The sequence below is a fragment of the Liquorilactobacillus nagelii DSM 13675 genome, assembly GCF_019444005.1.
Classification (GTDB): domain Bacteria; phylum Bacillota; class Bacilli; order Lactobacillales; family Lactobacillaceae; genus Liquorilactobacillus; species Liquorilactobacillus nagelii.
On sequence record NZ_CP049304.1, the window covers coordinates 527,592 to 542,717 of the forward strand.

Here is a 15,126-nt window from a genome sequence, read left to right on the forward strand (position 1 = left end):
GAATAATCGTGAGTAGACAGACCACCGGGTCTTAAAAACGAGGAGGAATTGTTTTATGAATGACAAAATGAAGATGAATCTACAGTATTTCGCAGAACAACAAGATGACACCGCGGATAATTCTGAAACTCAAACGAAAACTGAAGATAATCAACAAGAACAACAGCAAGAATCAACTAAAAAAACAAAAACGTTCACTCAAGAAGAAGTAAATCAGATGGTTAATGAACGCTTGGAACGCGAACGTAAAGCTCAAGAAGTGAAGATTCAGGCTGCTAAAGATGAAGCTGCAAAGTTGGCTAAGATGAATGCTGACCAGAAAAAAGAGTATCAGTTGCAGAAACAGACTGAACGTGCTGAAGCAGCTGAAGCTAAACTTGCTAAGTTTGAAATGACGAAGCAAGCTCGTTCAATGATGAGTGAAGCTGGTTTAAATGTAACTGATGATGAACTTGACTTGGTAGTTACCAGTGATGCTGAATCAACTCAGGCTAATGTCAATCAGTTAATTAGTTTTGCTGACCGAGTACGTGAAGCTGTTAAAACCGAGTTGTTAAAAGGTGATACTCCAACCGAGTCTGGTAAATCTATCAAAACAATGACAAAAGCTGAAATCTTAGCGATTAAGGATTCGTTTAAGCGCAAGAAAGCCATCGCTGATAATATTCAGCTTTTTAAATAAGAAAGGAAGTTTTTATAAATGGCAGATGCAAATTTAATTGATAAAAATAGTTTAGGTACGGTCAATGCAATTGATTTCGTCAATCAGTTTGGCTATTCCGTTAAAAAGTTACAGGAAGCATTAGGGGTTACTCGTTTACAGCCGATGAAACAAGGTAATCAGATCCAAACTTACAAATTTGGTATTACTAAACCAAAAGATTCAAATAATGCTGAAGTTGATCCAGCAACAATCGGTGAGGGTGAAACTATTCCGTTAACCAAAATCACACGTGAAGTAGCTAACACTTACACCGTTGGATTCAGTAAGTACCGTATGGGAACAACTATTGAAGCTGTTCAAAAATACGGCTATGACTTAGCTGTCGAAAAAACTCAGCAACAGATGCTTCAGGATATCCAAAAAGATATTCGTGCTAAGTTCTTTAGTTACTTGGGTACCGCTCCCAACGATTTGGGTACTGTCGGAGATTTACAAGACGCTTACGGCAAAGTCTATGGCAAGTTGTTAAGTGAGTTTGATACTGATACACCACAGATTATTATGTTCATTAACCCTGTCGATGCCGGTAATTATTTAGGAACAGCAGCTATCCAAAACGGTCAAGGCGTCGCTTTTGGTCTTACCTTATTGAAAGGCTTTTTGGGTGGTAATTTTGATGTTATTTTAAACGCTAGTGTTCCAGCTGGAACTTTCTATGCGACAGTTAAAGATAACATTAATCTCCAGTACATTGATGTAAATGGTGAATCAAGCAAACTGTTCCAGAACAAAACGGTAACTACTGACGAGACTGGTTTAATCGCGTTAGTCCAAGATGATACGATTGAAAACTTGAGTAACGAATCAGTTATCTACCAGGGCATCAATCTGTTTGCTGAAGTTGAAAATGGTGTCTTAAAAGGAACATTGGGGTCAAAATAGTAGCGCCTGACGGTATCACATTAAGTCAAAAGACAATGAGCGGTACCGCTGGCACTACTAAGTCAGTGACTGCAACTTTGACACCTGATGGCGCTTCGGGAGATGTAACAGCAACATCTAGCGATACATCAATCGCTACTGTTGCTAAAAACAGTGATGGCAGTTTTACAGTTAATTTAGTTACAGCTGGTTCAGCAACGATTACCTTTGCTACTGGCGATGTAACAAGCACATTAGCTGTAACTGTTAGTGCTGCTAGTTAGGAGTGATTTAAATGGCTGATTCAAGTCAGGTATTAACTAAGATTAAATCACTTTTGAGCTTGAAAGATAACTCGCAAGATGATGTTTTAAACACAATTATTGATTTGATTTCAGCTCGTTTGAAGTCAAAAATTGGTAAAAAAGTTTCGGAAGATGTGCCTGATGAACTTGGGTATATCGTAGTTGAAGCAAGTGTTTCAAGGTTTAATCGAATTAGCGATGAAGGCAAGAAGTCGGCAAGCGAATCAGAAGTTAGCGCTACGTATGAAACTGATGATTTAGCACCATTTGCAAATGATATTGCTGATTGGATTGCTAATCAAAATGATGGCAACGCTACTGGAAAGTTCGTGATGTACTGATGAGATATCTTGATACAATCACATTCGTTAAAAAAACAGCTAGTCATTATGACCCGGATTTAGGTCAAGACGTTGAAGGTGAGAGCAAAGAAACTAGTGTACTTTGTCATGTAGTAACTCCATCAATGACTAAGTCTGCATTGGTGATTGGTGACTTAAAAACAACAGATGTCATTGTACACCTCAAACAGCCGTTTTTAGACACTTTTGACTATGCCTTGATAAATAATACTCGGTACACGTTAGAACTATCCAAAACGGTTAATAGACGGCAAATTTTAACTCTTAAAGGTGGTAATGCAAATGGGAGTAACACTTAGTGGTGGTGAGGGACTAATGAGCTTCTTCAACGCTAAAACCAAAGTTGCTGCTAAAGCCATTGAAGTTACTAAAAGCAATGGCATGCAAATGCAGCAAAAAGCCCAGCGTTTAGCCCCAGTTGATACTGGCTTTTTAAAGCGTAATATTCACTTAAATTTCGTAATCAGTGGCCTTGAATTTACTGCTACTGTCAGTGGAGATGCTAACTATGATCCATATCAGGAATATGGGACTAGATTTCAACCTGGTAAACCACATATTCGACCGGCTTATTACGCTCAAAGAACTATTTTTGAAACTGAAATGGGGAAGTTGGCGAATAGAAAATGAGTAAGGAACCTAATCAAGCTATTTATGACGAGATGTTTAAGCAAAGTCTAGCCTTAGGTTATTCAACTTATAACTATTTACCGGACGATGCGAGTTATCCGTTCGTTTATTTCGGTGAGCAGTTTGGAGAACCAATTGAAGTTAAATCTTTAGTTCATCAAATTGGAACATCTATTTTGACGATTCACTTGTATGGTGCAAAAAACAACCGTAAACAAATAACAGATATGATGGCAGCTTTAACTAACAAGGCCAAAAGGCTTGATACTGCTGATGTATATCGTGTTGGATTTGCTAGCTCAAAACCGCAAATGATACTTGATAATTCTTCGGCAGATGTACTTTGGCATGGAACTTTAGAACTTGAATTGCAATATGCAAATTAATAAAAAGGAGAGATGTTTTATGGGAGCAACACCTATTTATGGTAAAGATAAAATTTTAATGTTTCGTTTATATGAACAACGAGCAACAGCTGGGGCTACTAAGTTAGCTTTGCAAACACAACATAGTTGGAAATATGATTCTAAGTCTGATTCAACAGAAACCAAGGACGGAACTATTAACTCGCCAGCGACAACGTCAGTAACACTGGATATTGAAGCTGTAGCTAGTTTGGATGATGTTAACAAATTTTTAGAAGATGCTGCTAAGAATTCTAAACTATTAGAAGTTTGGGATATTAATTTAGCTGATAAACAAGCCGATGGAAAATATGGCGCTAAGTATGGACAAGGTTACTTGCAGTCTTGGGAAGTCCCTGCGGAAGTTGGCAAATTAACAACAATTAAAACAACTATGAATATTGATCAATTACCGGTTGATGGGACAGCAACAGTGACAGCGGATCAACAAAACGAAATCCAATATGCTTTCGCTGATACTACTAAGGTTACTGCTGATCAAAGCAATGGCTAATCTGGGGAAGTGCGGTTCGATTCCGCACTTTTTCTTTTATAAAAAATTAAAAAGGTGGTCTAAATTATGGATATTAACTTAAAAGGTCAACGTTATAAGCTACATTTTGGAATCGGATTTATCAAAGAATTAGATGAGATTTTTAAAAGTGAAGTCATGGATATTGAATTTGGTACGGGGGTAAATACTATTTATGTTAAATTACAAACTCCAAATCCTTATCCGCTATATCAAGCACTCCATGCGGCATTAAATACACAAATTGATTTGAAAGAAGAAGAGTTTGACGAATGGGTTGATAGTTTACCTACCATGAAGGCATTTACTGATTTTTTCGACAAATTTGTCAAAGAATTAGAAAATCAACGACAGACGAAACCTTTAATTTCGAACTACAAAAAGACATTGGCAGAAATGGCGAAGAAAGTCCAGGAAGAAGCAAAAGGACATCTATCGAAACCTACAGAGAAATAGTTCTAAATTGCTTTAGATATTTAAAAATAGGGTCGTTAAAAGAAATCAATGAAATGACAATTGGCGAGTATTCAACTAGAATGCTTGCTTTTAATTTGTCTCAAATTGATGACGTAGCTGCTAGACGTGATTTAGCGTGGTCAATTATGATTGCGCAAAGCGTTGATAAAGATGGAAAATCACCATTCAAGGACTTTAAAGACTTTTTTGACTATCAAAAAGAACTCGATGATGTTTATATGCCAACTCAGCGAGAAGAAGATATGAATCCGACTTTAGTTCGTATTGCTAAACGAGTTCAGGAATATCACAAATTGAAAGGAGGATAAAAATGGACGAATATACAACTAAGGCGGTCCTGACGGCTAGCGTTGGCCAATTTGTTGCGGCCTTTAAAGAAGCTGAAGCACAATATAAGCAATTTAATACTTCGATGAAAAATAGTTCAATGAGTTCAACTGATGCAGTTAATAAATCCTCTAAACTGGTATCTACTGGACTTAAAGTTGGCACAGTTGCTTTAGCGGCAATGGCTGCAGCTAGTTTGAAAACTGGTGCTACGTTTGAACATCAAATGAGCCGAGTTGGTGCTATTTCTGGAGCATCTAAAACACAATTGAAAGGCTTAAACGATGAAGCAATAACCTTGGGTGCTAAGACTGCGTTTAGTGCTAAACAAGCTGCTGAAGGTATGGAAAGCTTAGCATCAGCTGGGTTTGATAGTAAACAAATCATGTCGGCTATCCCAGGTGTTATGAACCTAGCTGCTGTATCAGGTGGGAATGTTGGAGAAGCCGCTGAAGATGCAGCTACTGCTTTACGTGGGTTCGGGTTATCTGCTAAAGATTCTGGTCATGTGGCTGATGTCTTTGCCGAAGCAGCTGCTAAGACTAATGCTGAAGCTTCAGATATGGGTGAAGCGTTAAAAATGGTTGCTCCACAAGCACATGCCGCCGGTTTAAGTCTAGAAGAAACATCAGCTGCTATTGGTATTTTGAGTAACGCCGGAATTAAGGGTACGCAAGCAGGTTCAAACTTATCTATGGCTTTAACTAAATTGCAGAATCCAAGTGATGAAGCTAAAGAAGCAATGTCTAAAATTGGCTTTAGTGCTTATGATTCAGCTGGTAAGATGAAGCCTTTAGCTACCCAAGTAGATGAACTAAAATCTAAACTTTCGGGTATGACTGATAAACAGAAGCAGTATTATTTATCTGAAATTTATGGGGTCCAGGGTGGCCGAGCGATGAATGTTTTGTTAAGCGCTCAAAGTGGTGAATTACAAAAGCTTACCGGTCAGCTAAAAAATTCAGATGGTGCTGCTGCTAAAATGGCTAAAACCATGCAAAATGACTTAGCTAGTTCAGTAGAACAGTTCTTTGGTGCTTTAGAATCTTTATCAATTGTTATCGAAGAAACATTTAGCGGAACGTTAAAATCTGGTGTTGATGCAGCTTCAAAGAAAGTGGCTGAATTTACTGATTATCTGAAAAAGAACAGAACTGAAATTCAACAAAATACTCAAAAAGCAATTGAATTAGCAAGCAGTTTCCTAAAACTAGCGCCATCACTAACAACGGTTGGTAGTGCGTTAAAAGTTGTTTTACCAAGTCTAGTAGCTTTAGAAGCTTTTAAAGGTATTGGAGCAGGTGGAGCAAGTACAGTTAAAATGCTTGAAACCATGCAAGCTGATTTAAGTTTAGTTCAACGTGGATTAATCATGACTGGTTCAGCTGGTAAAACGGCATTTAGTTTTACTAATGGAACATTCAAAACATTTGGGTCCGCACTTAAATCTGGAGTTGTTAATTTAAATTCATTTAACAATGCTTTGATGAGTGAACAAGGTGGAACTATTTTTATCAGCAAATTAAAGGGTATTGGGACAGCTTTAACTGGATTGCCAGGAAAAGCCAAATCGACTGGTTCTGCTTTAGCTTCAGCATTTACTAATCCACAAGTAGCGATCAATGGTTTTAAAAATAGTGCTAGTTCTGTCAATCAAGTTTTTTATAAATTACTTAGCACTGCTGGAGCTAGTGATGAAACAATCGCAGCTTTAACCAATACTGTCATGAAAGACGGTACAGCACTTGGTACTGTTGGTCGAGGTGCTGAAGGATTAAGTTCGGGTATGATGTCGGGAGCTACTGCAGCAGCAGGATTAGGTGCTTCATTAGGTGCTTTAGTAATAGTTGCTGCTGCTGTTGCAGTTGTGGCCACTGCTATTTACGTGGCTTGGTCAAGCAACTTTTTGAATATTCGCGGTGTGGTAACTACAGCTATTAGCGGTATTAAGTCAATGTTTAGTTCAATGAGTCCGTCGATTAGCGCAATCGGTAATGCTTTAAGACCAATCGGCAAATTGCTTGAAGGAATCTTAGCGATTGTTGGTGCGTCAGCTATCAGTGCGATTGTAATTGCAACCATTGCTTTAGCAACAGCTTTAAGATTAGTTGTTGATGCATTGGGTGCTATCGCGAATACAGCAATGGCCGCAGGATATGCGATGGAAGGTTTCATTGAAAAAATGATACCTGGTGGGAAAGATGGTAGTGCGGCTTTTGACAAAGCTAAAAAATCAATTGATGGTGCTAAAGATTCAGTTGTCGATATGGGGGATGCTTTTGTTGATGCCGGTAAAACTGGTTATGATGCATTTAGTCAACTCGGAAAATCATCAGAGACATCTAGCAAGCAAGTTAAAGTAGCTGCTACTTCAGTTAAAGAAGTTGGTAATGCTGCTAAACAGATGAAATCAGATTTTGAGAGTTCTAAAACTAAGTTATCTGATTTAATCAATACTGATGGTGTTTCCACCAAAACTAAGACGTTTTTAACTGATGTTAATAAAACGTTAGATGATTATCAAAAGAATGCTCAAACGGCTTCTAACAATTATAAAACAGCGATGGTTAATGCTGAAAAAGAAACAGGTTCAGCACGTGTGCAAGCCGTTAACGAAGCTAATCAAAAATTGGCTAATGCAACAAGTAAAAATAGTCAAAATCTAGTTAATATTACACAAGATTTAGATCGGCAATTAAAAGCGAAACGTTTTAGTGATGGGACTGCAATGACTCAAGACCAAGTTAATATTTTGACTCAACAAAATAACTTGATCAAACAAAAATTGATTGAACAAAATCAAATCTTTACTCAAGCTGAATTATCACGGATTCAAAACGGTCAGAAACTTAGTCAGACTGAACAGCAAGCGACAATTACTACCTTACAATCTAATTATCAGTTAAGAGCACAACAAGTTCAAACTGGCGAAGACAAAATTAAACAGCTTAAAACACAGATTGCTCAAACTCAAGACCAAACTGTTAAAGCTCAATTACAGCAAGAGTTAGTTCAACAGCAAACTCAAAATCAACAACTGCTAGCTCAACAGCAACAGTTCGGAACACAAATGAATTTAGCAATTGCTAATGGGTCTAAGTTAACTTTTACTACTTGGTCCAATGGCTTAAAGAGTATGGGGAATGTAACAACACAGCAATTACAAGCTATGTTCTTATCATTCATGCAAATGAACAATAACACTGGTCAGCAAATGCAAGCCTTTGCGTTAATGCTTCAACAATCAGGAACTAAAGGTGTTACTAATTTAGTTCAAGCTTTATCAAGTGGTAAAGCAACAACTGCACAAATAGCAGCAGCAATTGCAAAAGATGGAACGAATGGACTAAATACTTTGCCACCTGGGATGTTTAAACAAGGTGATAAAGGAAAAACAAGCTTCATCAATGCTTTAAAATCAGGAAACTTTAAAGGTGCTGGTAAATATTTAGCTGATCAATCATCATCAGGAGCCAAAGACACTTCGAAACACAAAAAAGCTGGTAAATCCAATGGGGATGCTTATGCGAGTGGAACTAAAAGCTCAAAAGGAAAAGCTAAGACAGCTGGTAAAGCAGTGGCTAAAGCTGGAGCAGATGGTGCTAAAAGTTCAAAAAGTTCATATTCAAGTGCTGGCAAATCCAACAGTAGCTCATATTCAAGTGGCGTTAAATCTAATTCCGGTAAAGCTAAATCGGCTGGTAAATCGTTAGCTAGTGCCGGTAAATCAGGGGCTAGTTCGAAAAAAAGTTCCTATCATTCAGCTGGTAGTTCAGCTGGAAGCTCGTATGCTTCGGGTGTTAGGTCTAAAACTGGTTCGGCTAGGTCTGCTGGAAAAGCTTTAGCTAGTGCAGCTAAAAGTGGTGCCAGTGGTGTTTCATTTCATTCGGTTGGTGCTCAAATGGCAGCAGGTGTTGCTTCTGGAATTAGGTCAAACACTGGTTCGGCAGTAGCGGCTATGGCCAGCTTAGTAGCTCAAGTTAATGCTGAAGCTAAAAAGAAAGCTAAAATTCATTCACCGTCAAGACTTTTACGTGATGAAGTTGGTAAATATTTAAGTTTAGGTGTTGCAACCGGTATTACTGATTACCAAGGTACTGCTGTTAATGCCATGGGGTCAATGATTCAAAATATTAGAGATTCAGTTTCTAACAATCCGTTGGATTTCAAGTTTAATGGGAGTTCAGTTTTAAGCCAAAGTGTTGTTGGTCAACAAGCTGAGAATAAGTTGGCACTAGAAAATACTAACCAATTATTAAAAGCTTTAGTTAATAAAAGTCAATTCATCGTTCTTGATGATGGAACGTTAGTTGGTAAGATTTCAGATAAAATGAATGATGCACTTGGACAAAAAGTGCAAAACAGTGAGAGGTGGGGTTAATGAGTCAATATAGCTTTGCAGATACTTTAGTTAATTCAAAAGACAACCAAGCTCAACCAATAGAGCGAATTACTTTTGGCTCATTTGATTCTGCTGAAAAAGGTTGGTGGTTAATGGATAGATCAGCACCAACTCCAAGTGAAAAAGAGATCACGGAAACTATTCCGTACAGTCAAGGTATTTTAGACTTTTCAACGCTTGGAATTGATAGATTTTTTGATAATCGTGATATTACTTATCAATTTAAAAATATTGGGAATAGGTATGATGAGCGTAAAGTTATTGAAAATGAAATTAAACGAATGTTAATGCCACTTGGCACGCAAGCTTTATTTGATAGTCATGAACCTGGACTTCATTGGCTTGGTAAATGTAAATCAGTAACAGTTACTGACGATGCTAATTACCAATCTTTAACAGCAACTGTTATCTTTAGTTGCTATCCATTTGCAATTGGGAATAGTGCCGAGGGTAGTGACATCTGGGATGATGTATTCTTTCCAAATTGGGTGTTTCAAGATACTAGTTTCACGGTTAATGGTACTCAAAGTATTAATTTGATTAATATTGGAAGTCATACGGCAGAGGTCAAGATAGTAGTAACTGGTACTGTTTCAATAACCGGTGATTTTGGCTCGATGACATTAACTACTGGAACATATACTGATACTCAATTAACACTTGCCGTTGGAGAAAATAAATTGACTTTGAATGGGTCAGGAACGATTAATTTTGAATTCTACAAAGAGGTGATGATTTGATGTATCGAATTGTTGCATTTAATAGCCCTACCGATTCAGTCGGTAAGGTTATTTTTGACTTAAGCATGAACAAGTTGTTGTCAGCTGGAAAGCTGACTTTGGTTGAATCTGGAATTGATAATGCTGAATTAACAGTGAATATCAAAAACCCGTTGTTCGGTAAAGTTGAGCCGTTTCAGACGCACATTAATATTTTACAAGACAGCAAGTTAATTTTTCGCGGTCGAGCGTTGAAACCAACGAGAGCGATGACAAGTGCAGGTCTTTTTCAACAGACATTTACTTTTGAATCAATTTTAAGCTATCTATATGATTCTGTTCAGCGTTTTAAAGAGGTTCACAATACCACACCAGCACAGTTTTTTAGTGATTTAATTGATGTTCATAATTCGCAAGTACCAAGTTATAAACAATTCAAAGTTGGAAAAGTTGATGTTACTAACTCAACTGATAATGTTTATCGCTATGTCGAGTATGAAACGACCTATGACACGATCAAAGATAAATTGCTGGATCGCTTAGGTGGCTATTTGGTGTTAAGAATTGAATCAGACGGCAATTATTTAGATTATTTGCAAAATCCTGGGAGTAATCATCAAAATGATACTCCTATTTTGTTAGGCAAAAATCTTAAATCATCCAGTGTTGGTATTGACTCAACGTCAATCATTACCAGACTAGTTCCATTGGGTGCAACTATTGAATCAACTGATGAGAATAACACTTCGGCAGCATATCCAAGAGTAACTATTTCAAGTGTCAATAATGGAAAAGACTATCTAGATATTCCTGATTTACAAAGTGAATTTGGCATCATTAATGGAACTCAAACTTGGGAAGATGTTAACGATGCGAGTATTTTGCTAACTAAAGCAAAAGCTTGGATAGCTAGCCAAAAGGCAGCTACTGAAACATGGAGTATTGAAGCGGTTGAATTACTGAATAGTCGATTTGAAAGCTTTAAGGTGTCTGATAGATATCGTTTTGCAAATGATTTGGTGGCTAAACAGCAGTATTTAAGAGTGATTCAAAAAGATATTGATTTTACTAAACCACAGACTAGTAGTTTAACTATTGGAGATTCAACGGTTAGTCTAAGTCAATATCAGTTAGAAAATCAAAAAGCTGCTAAAGAAGTTAGTCAGTTAAACAGTAAGCTGAATGCTCAGCAAAATAAGATTGTAACTTTGAGCGACACGATTAAAAAAGCTCAAGAAACAATTGATAAACAACAAGATGCTATCAAGACTTTGTCAGACGACAATACTAAGATTTCTGAAACACTGGATGAACTTGCCAAGAAAGTTAATTCCAATACGGCACCAGGTGTGGCTACTGAACCAGTCAACGGCGATTGGACACCGGTCATTAAATACGCGGCTTACTTGATGGAAGTCACTTTGACAGAGAATTCACTAGCTACCATCAAAGCTCGTATTCAGCAAGAGTCGGGTGGCAGTGAAACGATAGTTAATACAACTGATTCAAATGCGCAAGCAGGACACCCGTCAATCGGGCTATTGCAGTACATTCAATCGACGTTCGATGCTTGGTGTTTAGAGGGTTACGACAATATTGAAAAAGGATTTCATCAACTGTTAGCCATGTTTAATGATTCAAATTGGTTGGCAGATATTAGCGTATCCGGCGGCTGGGGACCAACTGGGACGAAGAGATTCACTAAATTGCCGGTAGCGGCATAGAAAGGAATGATTATTTTGACTGAATACAGTGATTCAACACCTGTACCATTTAATGATCCGGTTGATGCGGCTCAAGTTGATGGTCTTCACAGACTACTAGCAAGATATATTCGTCAAAAAAAGTATGGAATTGATGTTAGGGAAACGATTGCTAGAATTGTCGAATTGTCAGGGGCGGATAAAGCAGATATTTTAGCAGTAGCTGATAAGTTAACTGTTAGGCAAGACAGTTCAGATGATGCTATTTCTTCTGCGGTAAGTAGAATTGATACAGCTATTGCTTCAGCTGCTGATAAAGATGAAGATTTAAGTGAAGTTAAAGATGCTAGAACTGACAAAAATGATACTACTTTTTCAACATTAAAAGAAAGATTAGATGCACTACCCATCAAGTCAGATATTGCGTATACACCATTAAAATATGGGATGCTTCAAGATTACAATGTGCCAGGGTCAGTTCAAGCTCTTAAAAGTTTTGCGGCACAAATAAATCAGGGAAATAGCTTTAAGTTACTCTTTTTAACTGATATTCACTACGGCAAGGGGACGAATGATGAAGGAACTTTTAAAACTTACCCTGAACGTGATTATGTTGATGCACCTCCACTATCAATTTTTGATTTAAGTAATATGAGTGTGTTTAATGGCATTGTTAATGCTGCAGTATTGAATGGAGATAACGTCCATGGTCATGAGGGACATGATATTAACTTGCGTCGCAATAATCAACTGGTTTCAACTGCAAGAGCGGCGTTACTAGATACAGATTTATTTATAACTATCGGCAACCATGACAGTGGACAAGTCTGGGATAAAACCAAGGGGGCCGCAATAACAAGAAGCGAACTTTTGCAAATATATGATTATGGCAACAATTCTTTTGGTGAAAATCGTAAAGATTTTGCAGCTTATAAAGATTATGCTGATCAGAAAATAAGACTTATATCTCTTGCGGGGTTTGATAATCCAGAAATATATACTGACGATGGTATTACTTTAAAATATCCAACTGGGCAATGGTCAGTTTTTCAGCAGAGTCAATTAGATTTTTTAATTAATTCACTTTCAACTGTCCCCAATGGATATACTGTTTTAATCACCAATCATGCACCGCTTCAAGGCTTTTTTGGAAATACAGTTGAAAATGCATCTATCAATCACGAATTGCTCGAAGGAATATTGGCAGCATATGTTGCCAAGTCAACTTATTCTGGAACAGGGACAGTAGCGGATGTTCCAGCGACGGTTTCAGTTGATTTCACAGATGCAAAAGGAATTTTAGCTGGTGTCGTTACAGGTCACCAACATCGAGATAAAGAAGTGCAGACAATAGAGGGCGTTAATATGGTTACTCGTACATGCTTTTTAGCGGCAGACCGAGGAGACTCAAGCCAAAACACCTACACAACAGCTGACACACTTGGAACCATTGACCAATACGCCTTTGATGTAATTGAAATTGATACAACTAATCGAAAAGTTAATTTTAATCGTTTCGGGATAGGAAGTGATTATCAATATGAGTACTGATATTGATAGAGACATAAAATATTTAAAAAATGCAATATCGCTTCATCAAGGTGATACAGGTGAAGATGTCCACGGCTTGCCTAATAATGGCGAAGCTGGCTTTATGCCATGGGATCTATACGTTAATAATCTTAACCTTTTTCAAACTAGAAAGTCGCTTGACGCAAATACAGATGTTTTTTCTCTTTCACCGGGATTTTATTGCGGTTCAGGCCTTACTAATGTTCCACCAGAGGCTAACGCAGCCTCTGAAGCTACTATCGATGTAACGGTATATGGCTCAGTTCGAAAAAAAATTGTGTATACAGAATGCGCAATTAATCGGACATGGATAAAACTGATACATGTGCCATCGGCTCCTGCTGATTTAACTAAAAATGTGGACTGGGTTGAGAGTAGCACGGTTGTCACACTTTTTGACGGTTCGTTATCGGATGTTTCGACTACTCAAACTGTCAAGGAGTCATTCGGGCATTTTCAGCAACTAAAAATTGATTATGCTACATCCATTGGGCAGAGATATTCTTGCTTTATTCCAGCAGCAACAGGAAAATATACACTTTCTGGTTTTAATGTGGCAGACGGGCTTGACTACATGACTTTTGTAAATTGTGACCTCACGATTTTAAGCAGTACAAGTTTTAATCTAACGGATCAATTTGCTTTTAATATAAAAAATAGTGATAGTAGTATTTCAGCAAGTTCAACATTCAAAATCGTCTTAAAAAAAATATACGGTACCCGTTAGGAGCATAAAAATGAATATTTTAGTAAACGAAAATTATGAGATAACCGGATACGCTTTAGTTGGTGACATATCTGATTCAACCAGAATAGATAAAAGTATTTTGCCGGACGGATTTGTGCAAAGCTTTAGATCAAGATACTATCTGTATGAAAATGGCGCAATCAGTGTCAATCCTAATTATACTGAACCTACTATAAGCCCATCGACAAAACCAACGTCACAGCAGACAATCAATGCCAATCTTTTGCTTCAAATTGCGACCCTGACTGAAAAAGTAACTAAAATGGAAGGGAGTGCATCTTAATGGCTGATTACATTAAACAATATTATTTGCTTGGACTATATACTGATGCTGACTTAGATATTTTTGTTTCAGCTGGAATGCTAACTGGTGATGAAGAAACAGCTATCAAAGCGGCTAAGACAGCCACGCCCGCGACTGTATAATTTTACTGAACCTTTACAAGAACAACATAATTACTTAACTTATGTGGACTATGCTTAAAGTGTATCAAATGAGGAGGAAGCAAAATGGAACTTTTCAGAGGGTTAAAATATTCGTTGCTCCCGAGCTTACTTTTATGGGTAATTTTGTTTTTCTTGATTAGATTGACATGGGTAATTTTGTAGAAACTTAAAATTTAAAATAGGCAAGCACTTAGCAAAAAACGCTAGGTGCTTTTTGTTTGGGAAAAAGGTGATTAGATGTGCATGGAATTTTAGGGCTTGGTTGGGATGAATGGGCTTCAATCACAGTTATAATTGGAGCAGTGTTTGGTTCATTTGGGTTTATAGGGAGAAATCTTTTAAAAAGGTATGTAAAAGAACCAATGGATGGCATTCGTGATGACTTAAAAACAGTGAATGACACACAACAAAAGAATATTAACGCTCTTGAAAAACGTGAAGCTCAACAAGATAAATTGCTTGATCAGCATGAGAAAATGTTGTTGGAACACAATTTGAAAATTACGGATTTGGAGGAAAAAGTAAAATGAAGAAATTTAAGAAAATGTTGGTAGCAAATATAAACAAGCCATCGTTTTGGGTCCAGTTAGCTACTTTTATGATTGTACTGTTTGTGCTAACAGCTAAATATGTCTTTCATGTGATTTTTAGTCAATCGGACGTGATTATTATCGGTTTACTACTAAGTTCAGCTTTGGGATTTGCTGGAAGTTTTACTGGTAATAAAGCTTTAACTGAAGCTTCAAAGTCAGTTGATACATCTGGAATTGAAAAGAAGATTGATGAGATTAGCTTGGTGGTCGACAAGTTGACAGAAGCGAAGACTAATTCTAAGGCTAATTCACTTGGAATTATTTTGGATGCTGATGCAAATATCGTTGGAACTGATACACCAAACAAGGAGGCTTAATTA

General features: G+C 37.4%; 19 protein-coding genes. All 19 read left to right on the top strand.

What is annotated here, in order from left to right; translation table 11 throughout:
* The first annotated feature begins 55 nt into the window (after positions 1-55).
* The 19 genes from G6O73_RS02830 to G6O73_RS02920 all read left to right on the top strand — a co-directional run bounded on the left by G6O73_RS02830 (position 56) and on the right by G6O73_RS02920 (position 15,123).
* The gene (locus tag G6O73_RS02830) at positions 56-682 is read left to right on the top strand and encodes a DUF4355 domain-containing protein (protein WP_057885807.1); all 627 of its coding nucleotides are present in this window, start codon (positions 56-58) and stop codon (positions 680-682) included.
* 18 nt (positions 683-700) lie between these two features.
* Positions 701-1,606, top strand: coding sequence for a hypothetical protein (locus G6O73_RS02835; protein WP_057885808.1), 906 nt, complete (start codon positions 701-703; stop codon positions 1,604-1,606).
* 14 nt (positions 1,607-1,620) lie between these two features.
* Positions 1,621-1,869, top strand: a complete 249-nt coding sequence (locus G6O73_RS02840) for an Ig-like domain-containing protein (protein WP_083478495.1) — start codon at positions 1,621-1,623, stop codon at positions 1,867-1,869.
* 11 nt (positions 1,870-1,880) lie between these two features.
* Positions 1,881-2,231 carry a phage head-tail connector protein gene (locus G6O73_RS02845; RefSeq protein ID WP_057885810.1) on the top strand — a complete coding sequence of 117 codons (351 nt, stop codon included), beginning with the start codon at positions 1,881-1,883 and terminating at the stop codon, positions 2,229-2,231.
* Positions 2,231-2,551, top strand: a complete 321-nt coding sequence (locus G6O73_RS02850; RefSeq protein ID WP_057885811.1) for a hypothetical protein — start codon at positions 2,231-2,233, stop codon at positions 2,549-2,551. Before G6O73_RS02845 ends, G6O73_RS02850 begins: the two co-directional genes overlap by 1 nt.
* Complete coding sequence (locus G6O73_RS02855) at positions 2,535-2,882, top strand: HK97-gp10 family putative phage morphogenesis protein (RefSeq protein ID WP_057885812.1); 348 nt, start codon at positions 2,535-2,537, stop codon at positions 2,880-2,882. The genes G6O73_RS02850 and G6O73_RS02855 overlap by 17 nt, the downstream gene beginning before the upstream one ends.
* Positions 2,879-3,268 carry a hypothetical protein gene (locus tag G6O73_RS02860; RefSeq protein ID WP_057885813.1) on the top strand — a complete coding sequence of 130 codons (390 nt, stop codon included), beginning with the start codon at positions 2,879-2,881 and terminating at the stop codon, positions 3,266-3,268. Before G6O73_RS02855 ends, G6O73_RS02860 begins: the two co-directional genes overlap by 4 nt.
* Positions 3,269-3,287: 19 nt before the next feature.
* Positions 3,288-3,800 carry a phage major tail protein, TP901-1 family gene (locus G6O73_RS02865; RefSeq protein ID WP_057885814.1) on the top strand — a complete coding sequence of 171 codons (513 nt, stop codon included), beginning with the start codon at positions 3,288-3,290 and terminating at the stop codon, positions 3,798-3,800.
* 66 nt (positions 3,801-3,866) lie between these two features.
* Entirely contained in the window at positions 3,867-4,274 is a 408-nt protein-coding gene (locus tag G6O73_RS02870; RefSeq protein WP_057885815.1) for a tail assembly chaperone, read from the top strand.
* A gap of 53 nt (positions 4,275-4,327) precedes the next feature.
* Positions 4,328-4,603, top strand: a complete 276-nt coding sequence (locus G6O73_RS02875; RefSeq protein WP_057885816.1) for a hypothetical protein — start codon at positions 4,328-4,330, stop codon at positions 4,601-4,603.
* A gap of 2 nt (positions 4,604-4,605) precedes the next feature.
* Positions 4,606-9,003, top strand: coding sequence for a phage tail tape measure protein (locus tag G6O73_RS02880; protein ID WP_057885817.1), 4,398 nt, complete (start codon positions 4,606-4,608; stop codon positions 9,001-9,003).
* Positions 9,003-9,764 (top strand): hypothetical protein, encoded by a 762-nt coding sequence (locus G6O73_RS02885; RefSeq protein WP_057885818.1) that lies wholly within the window; start codon positions 9,003-9,005, stop codon positions 9,762-9,764. Before G6O73_RS02880 ends, G6O73_RS02885 begins: the two co-directional genes overlap by 1 nt.
* On the top strand, positions 9,764-11,467 hold the full coding sequence (locus tag G6O73_RS02890; protein WP_057885819.1) for a phage tail protein: 1,704 nt from the start codon (positions 9,764-9,766) through the stop codon (positions 11,465-11,467). The genes G6O73_RS02885 and G6O73_RS02890 overlap by 1 nt, the downstream gene beginning before the upstream one ends.
* Before the next feature lie 15 nt (positions 11,468-11,482).
* Entirely contained in the window at positions 11,483-12,997 is a 1,515-nt protein-coding gene (locus G6O73_RS02895) for a metallophosphoesterase (RefSeq protein ID WP_057885820.1), read from the top strand.
* Positions 12,987-13,745 carry a hypothetical protein gene (locus tag G6O73_RS02900; protein ID WP_057885821.1) on the top strand — a complete coding sequence of 253 codons (759 nt, stop codon included), beginning with the start codon at positions 12,987-12,989 and terminating at the stop codon, positions 13,743-13,745. Before G6O73_RS02895 ends, G6O73_RS02900 begins: the two co-directional genes overlap by 11 nt.
* 10 nt (positions 13,746-13,755) lie before the next feature.
* Positions 13,756-14,049: a DUF2977 domain-containing protein gene (locus tag G6O73_RS02905; protein ID WP_057885822.1), complete on the top strand. Its 294-nt coding sequence runs from the start codon at positions 13,756-13,758 to the stop codon at positions 14,047-14,049.
* Positions 14,049-14,192: an XkdX family protein gene (locus tag G6O73_RS02910; RefSeq protein WP_083478498.1), complete on the top strand. Its 144-nt coding sequence runs from the start codon at positions 14,049-14,051 to the stop codon at positions 14,190-14,192. Before G6O73_RS02905 ends, G6O73_RS02910 begins: the two co-directional genes overlap by 1 nt.
* 260 nt (positions 14,193-14,452) lie before the next feature.
* On the top strand, positions 14,453-14,743 hold the full coding sequence (locus G6O73_RS02915) for a hypothetical protein (protein ID WP_057885823.1): 291 nt from the start codon (positions 14,453-14,455) through the stop codon (positions 14,741-14,743).
* Entirely contained in the window at positions 14,740-15,123 is a 384-nt protein-coding gene (locus G6O73_RS02920; RefSeq protein WP_057885824.1) for a hypothetical protein, read from the top strand. The genes G6O73_RS02915 and G6O73_RS02920 overlap by 4 nt, the downstream gene beginning before the upstream one ends.
* Positions 15,124-15,126 lie beyond the last annotated feature (3 nt).

Excerpts from the sequence above, each read along its gene's own strand:
- G6O73_RS02830 (WP_057885807.1), top strand. The coding sequence starts at position 56 with ATGAATGACAAAATGAAGATGAATCTACAGTATTTCGCAGAACAACAA.
- G6O73_RS02835 (WP_057885808.1), top strand. The coding sequence starts at position 701 with ATGGCAGATGCAAATTTAATTGATAAAAATAGTTTAGGTACGGTCAAT.
- G6O73_RS02845 (WP_057885810.1), top strand. The coding sequence starts at position 1,881 with ATGGCTGATTCAAGTCAGGTATTAACTAAGATTAAATCACTTTTGAGC.
- G6O73_RS02850 (WP_057885811.1), top strand. The coding sequence starts at position 2,231 with ATGAGATATCTTGATACAATCACATTCGTTAAAAAAACAGCTAGTCAT.
- G6O73_RS02855 (WP_057885812.1), top strand. The coding sequence starts at position 2,535 with ATGGGAGTAACACTTAGTGGTGGTGAGGGACTAATGAGCTTCTTCAAC.
- G6O73_RS02860 (WP_057885813.1), top strand. The coding sequence starts at position 2,879 with ATGAGTAAGGAACCTAATCAAGCTATTTATGACGAGATGTTTAAGCAA.
- G6O73_RS02865 (WP_057885814.1), top strand. The coding sequence starts at position 3,288 with ATGGGAGCAACACCTATTTATGGTAAAGATAAAATTTTAATGTTTCGT.
- G6O73_RS02870 (WP_057885815.1), top strand. The coding sequence starts at position 3,867 with ATGGATATTAACTTAAAAGGTCAACGTTATAAGCTACATTTTGGAATC.
- G6O73_RS02875 (WP_057885816.1), top strand. The coding sequence starts at position 4,328 with ATGACAATTGGCGAGTATTCAACTAGAATGCTTGCTTTTAATTTGTCT.
- G6O73_RS02880 (WP_057885817.1), top strand. The coding sequence starts at position 4,606 with ATGGACGAATATACAACTAAGGCGGTCCTGACGGCTAGCGTTGGCCAA.
- G6O73_RS02885 (WP_057885818.1), top strand. The coding sequence starts at position 9,003 with ATGAGTCAATATAGCTTTGCAGATACTTTAGTTAATTCAAAAGACAAC.
- G6O73_RS02890 (WP_057885819.1), top strand. The coding sequence starts at position 9,764 with ATGTATCGAATTGTTGCATTTAATAGCCCTACCGATTCAGTCGGTAAG.
- G6O73_RS02900 (WP_057885821.1), top strand. The coding sequence starts at position 12,987 with ATGAGTACTGATATTGATAGAGACATAAAATATTTAAAAAATGCAATA.
- G6O73_RS02905 (WP_057885822.1), top strand. The coding sequence starts at position 13,756 with ATGAATATTTTAGTAAACGAAAATTATGAGATAACCGGATACGCTTTA.
- G6O73_RS02910 (WP_083478498.1), top strand. The coding sequence starts at position 14,049 with ATGGCTGATTACATTAAACAATATTATTTGCTTGGACTATATACTGAT.
- G6O73_RS02920 (WP_057885824.1), top strand. The coding sequence starts at position 14,740 with ATGAAGAAATTTAAGAAAATGTTGGTAGCAAATATAAACAAGCCATCG.